The 7,627-nt window shown below is 37.0% G+C and carries 3 protein-coding genes and 1 pseudogene; all 4 read left to right on the forward strand.

Translation table 11 applies throughout. The annotated features are described in order from the left end of the window. Window positions 1-241: 241 nt before the first annotated feature. The 4 genes and pseudogenes from ACFFHT_RS02755 to ACFFHT_RS02770 all read left to right on the forward strand — a co-directional run bounded on the left by ACFFHT_RS02755 (window position 242) and on the right by ACFFHT_RS02770 (window position 7,482). Window positions 242-1,978, forward strand: a complete 1,737-nt coding sequence (locus ACFFHT_RS02755; protein ID WP_382373263.1) for a hypothetical protein — start codon at window positions 242-244, stop codon at window positions 1,976-1,978. 30 nt (window positions 1,979-2,008) lie between these two features. Then, entirely contained in the window at window positions 2,009-3,664 is a 1,656-nt protein-coding gene (gene ushA / locus ACFFHT_RS02760) for a bifunctional UDP-sugar hydrolase/5'-nucleotidase UshA (protein WP_382373269.1), read from the forward strand. A 118-nt stretch (window positions 3,665-3,782) separates the two neighbouring features. Further along, window positions 3,783-5,955 (forward strand): annotated as a pseudogene (locus ACFFHT_RS02765) (Tex family protein); the annotation flags it as partial. Window positions 5,956-6,270: 315 nt separating this feature from the next. Then, the gene (locus ACFFHT_RS02770) at window positions 6,271-7,482 is read left to right on the forward strand and encodes an MFS transporter (protein ID WP_382373265.1); all 1,212 of its coding nucleotides are present in this window, start codon (window positions 6,271-6,273) and stop codon (window positions 7,480-7,482) included. The last annotated feature ends 145 nt before the right edge of the window (window positions 7,483-7,627 follow it).

The raw sequence follows: 7,627 nt of genomic DNA on the forward strand, positions 1-7,627 counted from the left end.
AACCTTCCTCTAAAATATTGATAGTAAAAAAAGAAAACCCCGTTCGAAGTAGGGGCGTTGATTGCTTTATATACTTGGATCTTTTATTAACAAAATACCAAATAGAAAAAGCCGTAGAATTTTACCGTTTTTCCCAGAAAAATCAATCTTTGACTGGCTTTAATTTCAAAGCTTAGCTAAGATACAACGTATGGCTTTTTATCCTCATACAATCATAAAAGATTGGATTAATAAATAATTTATGCCAATACTGAATGACTTTACTGATTTAATTTTTCAATCTTTCATTTTTTATCTTATTTTTCATATATTTGCACATTTCACCCAAAAGCATATCCTAAAAAATTTTGCGACACTTTTCTTAGTCGTTTTCATCGATTTATTTATTTCTAACTTTATCAAAGATTACTATTCATTCAGTCGATTCTTACAACTATCAACCTTAATATTGGCTTGTATTATCTATCTATTTAATCAAATAAAGCTAAAAAAGCCGATTATTGCTGCGGTGATTATTGCTTATGCAGCAACAGAAATAATTAAATCGTTACTTTCGTTTAATGGTCAGTTATTTTTATACTGGTTGCTTGCAATAGCCATTATCACGATTGTAATGATTCCACTCTCGGCAAGATCCGATTCTTCAGACAAGAACCAAACCAACCACTTTTGTCTTCTTTTCCAATTTTCACTCACGCTATTCACATTATTTATTTTATTGTTGTTTAAGATTAAATTTTCTTATCTAAATGACACTTTCCTCTTTTTAAAAGAAAACCTTTTTATTACTCACTTATGGGTCGCTGCGACACTATTACTCATTAGTTTTATTTTTCGCTTTTCGCTGATTATTAAACAGCTCTTTTTGTTTTTAACAACCATATTAGCTAACCTGATTATTTCGTATTTCATTATTAGTACCGATAACTTTTTTCTATTTATCTATCTTAATGTGATTGTATTTTTAGCTGCGTTGACATTTAAAAATATTTTTACAACAACACTAACTGCAAGTTATCTTGCTTCCAGTCTTGCCATTCTGCTTAGTCTATTTATACCATTTTCTTTAATGTTGCACGATCCCGTAGGAAATCTCATACTGCTCCTGTTTGAATCGTTGTTTTTTATCTCAAGCATCATCATTGGCTTATCTCATTTTAGTTACTTAATTTTGACTAAAAGATATAACGCAACCTATCAAACTTTCTACGGAGCTATTTGTACTTATTCATTGATCATTTTTGTTTTATTCTATTTTTATCAACCATTTACCAATTATTTTAATGCACTAGCCAATATTAATGATAAAGATGGCTACTCGACAAAGAATAATGCCAACCAAGAACAATCATTAACCTATCCTATGGAAAATTATGAATTAACTTACTATTGGCACGCACAACAAAGACATTTTTATTGCAAACCAAATTATGAAGTAATATTTAGATCACTTCCTTTTACACCAGACAACTTTATTGCTTGCTTACTGGATGAAACTAAGCCAGAAAATTGGAAATATTCATTTAGTAGGCCTGTAAAAATGACGCTTAGCCAGTATCCTTTTACCCTTAAAGATAGCGATCCTTTTATAGAAGAAACAAAACAAAGAATTACTAATCATATCCTTGAAAATAAAGAAATATTTTTGCAAAACAATATCTATTCGATAAATCAACTGATCCAATGGAAATTACATATTGAACAACGACTAACAAAAACAATACCGTATGACAATCTCATTTTGACTTACCGAGATTTATATCTAACAAATGATGGTTATAATCTTGCAATCAGGGCACAATTACGTTCATTAACTGAACAACCTATTCAATATGGTGATTGTTCTTACCCATCTTCAATTGAAATTATTATGTTATTTAAAGATATATTTATTACCGAATATTCAGCAACCTATGTTTTAGGATTAACGGACAAAGCAGAGCAATGTCAACAAATTCCATTCAGTTTAAAATATTAAGTCATCAATGAAAGGAGCAACCCGATGAAAATGACCAATGTCCTCAAACTATCAACACTAGCCACATTATTGGCTACTTCTTCTTTTGCCTATGCTTACCAAAAAGATCATACTTATCATTTCACACTACTACATACCAATGATATTCATGGCCATTATTGGGCAAATAAAAATGGTGAATATGGTTTAGCCGCACAAAAAACATTAATTGATCGAATTCGCCAAGAAGTAAAACAACAAGGTGGATCTGTCATTCTATTAAATGCAGGCGATTTTAATACTGGAGTACCAGAGTCTGATTTACAAAATGCCAAGCCTGATTTAGATGCATTAAATATGATTGGCTATGAAGCTCTAACACTAGGAAATCACGAATTCGACAATCCATTGCAATTATTAGAAATGCAAGAAAAATGGGCGAAATTCCCATTCCTTGCTGCTAATATTTTCAATCAAAAAACAGGTAAACCATTAGTTAAGCCTTACACCATCTTGCATAAACAAGATTTAAATATTGCGGTGGTAGGACTAAGTACAGAAGATACCGCAAAACTAGGCAATCCTGAATTTATTTCCGCCGTCAAATTTGAACGTCCAACTGATGCAGCCAAAAAAGTATTAGCTGATCTCAAACACAACAAAAAGCCTGTCGATATTAAAATCGCCTTAACACATATGGGCTACTACCATAATGCCAATTACGGTTCAAATGCTCCTGGTGATGTGTCTATGGTGCGAGAGTTACCAAAAGGTGCATTTGATATTGTGGTAGGTGGTCATACACACGACACAGTCTGTATCAATCCAGACGGTAGTTTTAATGACAAATTTAAACCTGGCGATAGCTGCCAACCACTATTTGAAAATGGGACATGGATTATGCAAGCAGGTGAATGGGGTAAATATGTTGGACGAGCTGATTTCAGTTTCCGTAACGGCAAGCTTACCCTTGAAAAGTACCAGCTCATTCCGATTAATTTAAAACATAAAGTGAAAAAAGCGGATGGCTCAAGTGAGTATGTTTTATATCAAGAAGAGATCCCAGCAGATCCAAAATTGTTAGCGCATTTACAAACCTACCAAGACAAAGGCGATAAATTATTAAACCAAGAAGTTGGTAGCGTAAATGGTCACTTAGAGGGGGATCGAGATATTATTCGTTTCCACCAAACTAATTTAGGGCAACTTATCGCTCGCTCACAAGCAGAGCGTGTTAAAGCCGATATTGGAATTATGAATTCTGGCGGTATTCGCACATCAATTGAAGCTGGTAAAGTGACTTATAAAGATATTCTTTCTGTACAACCATTCGGTAATATCATTAGTTACTTTGAAATGAATGGTAAAGACCTACTCGATTATCTCAAGGTTGTGGCATTAAAAGAGGTTGATTCTGGCGCTTATCCACAATTCTATGGCATTACTATGACTGTTGATCGTAAAGCAAAACAGATTTCTGACGTAAAAATTCATGGTGAGCCAATCGACCTACAAAAAACCTATCGGGTTTCTTTACCAAGCTATTGTGCTGCTGGTGGAGATGGTTACCCAGTGGTAACGAATAATCCAACTTACGTTAATACTGGCTATGTTGATGCCGATAGTTTAAAAACCTACTTCCAAGAAAATTCACCAATTGATATCAACAAATTTGAAGCCAATTCAGGGATTGTTTATAAGGAATAATGGATTACTGGCGTTTTAATCTTAATTAAAACGCCATATTCTCTCGAAACATTCTCTTTTATTACTATGAACCACCGCCTATAATTGCGCGGTGATTTTTTATTTTTGAAGTAAAACTATGTTAAATCAAACTATTAGCCAAATTATTGCTGATGAACTAAATGTTCAAAGTAAACAAATTCTTGCGGCGATTTCGCTGTTAGATGAGGGAAATACGATTCCATTTATTGCTCGTTACCGTAAAGAGGTTACGGGTGGTTTAGATGATAGCCAATTACGTCATTTTGAAACTCGCTTAATCTATTTGCGTGAATTAGATGATCGTCGCCAAACCATTTTGAAATCGATTGAAGAACAAGGCAAATTGACAGAAGAATTGCGTCAAGCGATTGAAACGACACAAAGCAAAACTGAATTAGAAGATCTTTATCTACCTTATAAACCAAAACGCCGTACTCGTGGACAAATTGCGATTGAGGCAGGGCTTGAACCACTCGCAGATTTGCTTTGGAATGAACCACAACAGCACCCTGAAACAGTGGCTCAAGATTATGTTAATGCCGATAAAGGGATCGCTGACAGTAAAGCTGCATTAGATGGGGCAAGATATATCTTAATGGAGCGTTTCGCCGAAGATGCCCAATTATTAGCCAAAGTGCGTAACTATCTCAGTAATAATGCAGAATTAGAGGCAAAAGTCATTGCTGGCAAAGAAGAGGAAGGTGAGAAATTCCGTGATTATTTTGATCACCACGAATTATTAAAAAATGTCCCATCGCACCGCGCATTAGCAATGTTGCGTGGTCGCAATGAGGGGATCTTAACCCTTTCATTAAATGCGGATCCTGCGCAAGAAGAGAATAGTGCAAGTTATTGTGAGGAGATTATCCGCCAGCATTTAGACGTACAATTTACAGGACAACCTGCGGACAGCTGGCGTCAACAAGTAGTATCTTGGACATGGAAAATCAAAGTCGCTTTACATTTAGAAACCGAATTAATGGCGGCATTGCGTGAACGTGCCGAAGAGGAAGCGATTGATGTATTTGCGAAAAATTTATTTGCTTTATTAATGGCTGCGCCTGCTGGTGCTAAAAATACGATGGGGTTAGATCCTGGATTACGCACAGGGGTGAAAGTTGCAATTGTAGATAACACAGGGAAACTCCTCGATACGGCAACAATCTATCCGCATACAGGTCAGGAAGCGCAAGCAGCAACAACGATTTATCAGCTTGGCAAGAAATATCAAGTCGAGTTGATTGCGATTGGCAATGGTACAGCTTCACGAGAAACAGAGCGGTTTGTAGCAAACATTTTAAAAGCAAAACCAGATTGGCAAGCGCAAAAAGTCGTCGTAAGCGAAGCAGGTGCATCTGTCTATTCAGCTTCAGAATTTGCCGCAAATGAATTTCCAGAACTTGATGTATCGTTACGTGGTGCGGTATCGATCGCACGCCGCCTGCAAGATCCCCTAGCTGAATTAGTAAAAATTGAACCAAAAGCTATCGGCGTAGGGCAATATCAACATGATGTTAATCAGAGCCAACTCGCTCGCAAACTTGATGCGGTAGTCGAAGATTGCGTAAATGCCGTTGGAGTTGATTTAAATACTGCCTCTGCGCCTTTGCTCGCAAGAGTTGCTGGTATGACGAAAACCTTAGCACAAAATATTGTGGCTTATCGTGATGAAAATGGGCGTTTTGCTAGCCGTGAGCAGCTAAAAAAAGTGCCTCGCTTAGGACCAAAAGCTTTTGAACAATGTGCCGGATTTATGCGAATTCTTGATGGGACAAATGCACTAGATTCATCTAGTGTACACCCTGAAGCCTATCCTGTTGTGGAAAAAATTCTGCAAGCTACCGCACAATCACTAACAGAATTAATGGGAAATGCCTCTGCTATTCGCCAATTAAATGCAAATCAATTCACTGATGAGCGTTTTGGGCTACCTACTGTAACCGATATTTTGAAAGAATTAGAAAAACCAGGACGAGATCCACGTGGTGAGTTCAAAACAGCAACTTTCTTAGAGGGGGTAGAACAAATTAGCGATCTTAAAGTGGGTATGATCTTAGAAGGAACTGTAACCAATGTAACCAATTTCGGTGCATTTGTTGATATTGGCGTACATCAAGACGGTCTTGTGCATATTTCATCATTAAGTGAAAAATTTGTCGAAAATCCGCATGACGTAGTGAAAACAGGCGATATTGTGAAAGTGAAAGTGTTAGAGGTTGACGTTGCTCGGAAACGTATTGCGTTGACTATGCGACTAAATGAACAAGCCACTCGTGCGGAATCCACTACTGAACATAAAGCTAAACCTGCGAAAAGAACCACTTCTCATCAACAATCCGCAATGGGTAATGCTTTTGCAGATGCGTTGAAGAACTGGAAACGGTAATTTAACTCATCACTATATAAAATAACGGTTATCTCCTTTCGATACCAAAAGATAACCGTTATTTATTTTTCCCCACAATCCTACTCTTCCCCCTTGCATCACTCAAAAAATCAGCCTAAAATTAGCCAATTTTTGCCCCGTGAGGCAGGAAGCTATTTTACAGTTAATCAAGTTGCCCGTGAGCAACAAAGGACAATTTATGAAACAAAAAGTTGATGCGTATGGCTGGAAAGCCTTACTCGGTTCTGCTGTCGGTTATGCAATGGACGGCTTTGATCTTCTCATCTTGGGCTTTATGCTCACCGCAATTTCTTCTGATCTTCTTCTTACTCCCGCACAAGCTGGTTCGTTAGTCACTTGGACACTTATTGGTGCAGTTGCTGGTGGAATCATCTTTGGTGCATTAAGCGATCGTTTTGGGCGTGTACGGGTATTAACTTGGACAATCGTCTTATTTGCAATTTTTACTGGTTTATGTGCCTTTGCTCAAGGATATTGGGATTTATTAATTTATCGTACTATCGCTGGTATCGGTTTAGGGGGTGAATTTGGTATTGGAATGGCATTAGCCGCTGAAGCGTGGCCTGCTAGACACCGTGCCAGAGCATCTGCTTATGTGGCATTAGGTTGGCAAGTTGGTGTGTTAGGTGCAGCGTTATTAACACCAGCATTATTGCCTCATATTGGCTGGCGAGGTATGTTTATGGTTGGTATCATTCCTGCATTTATTGCTTGGTACTTACGTTCTCATCTCCATGAACCAGAACTTTTTGTAAAAAAACAAGCTACACAACAATCAACTTCTTTCCTCACTTCATTTAAACAACTCATCAAAGATAAAGCAACCTGTAAAGTCAGTTTAGGGGTTATTGTTCTCACTTCAGTCCAGAATTTTGGTTACTACGGTATTATGATTTGGTTACCTAATTACCTATCTAAACAACTTGGTTTTAGTTTGACTAAATCAGGTATGTGGACTGCTGTTACAATTCTAGGAATGATGTGTGGTATTTGGCTATTCGGTCAATTAGCCGATCGTATTGGACGTAAACCAAGTTTTCTTACTTTCCAACTAGGTGCAATTATTAGTGTTATCCTTTATTCACAATTAACCACGCCTGAATTGATGTTAATTGTTGGTGCGTTCTTAGGAATGTTTGTAAACGGTATGATGGGAGGATATGGTGCATTAATGTCAGAAGCCTATCCAACCAAAGCAAGAGCAACAGCACAAAATGTTCTCTTTAATATTGGACGTGCTGTGGGTGGTTTCGGTCCAGTGGTAGTGGGTGCTTTAGTTTCTGCTTACTCATTCCAACTCGCGATTGCATTTCTTGCTTTAATCTATTTGATTGATATGTTAGCAACATTCTTCTTAGTTCCTGAACTAAAAGGTAAAGTGTTAGAGTAAAAAACACATATAACAAAGGCTGCCATTTGGCAACCTTTGTTTATTTATTCAAATAACAATATTAAAGAATATCGGTGTAATAGACAAATTTGTTGCTAAAAGTAGGCTTAAAGCCTTATAGTACAAGGCTTTAAGCCTACTTTTT

The sequence above is a fragment of the Gallibacterium melopsittaci genome, assembly GCF_042433085.1.
Classification (GTDB): domain Bacteria; phylum Pseudomonadota; class Gammaproteobacteria; order Enterobacterales; family Pasteurellaceae; genus Gallibacterium; species Gallibacterium melopsittaci.

Bases quoted from the DNA above. Each gene is read 5' to 3' on its own strand.
- ACFFHT_RS02755 (WP_382373263.1), top strand. From the start codon at position 242: ATGCCAATACTGAATGACTTTACTGATTTAATTTTTCAATCTTTCATT.
- ACFFHT_RS02770 (WP_382373265.1), top strand. From the start codon at position 6,271: ATGAAACAAAAAGTTGATGCGTATGGCTGGAAAGCCTTACTCGGTTCT.
- ushA (WP_382373269.1), top strand. From the start codon at position 2,009: ATGACCAATGTCCTCAAACTATCAACACTAGCCACATTATTGGCTACT.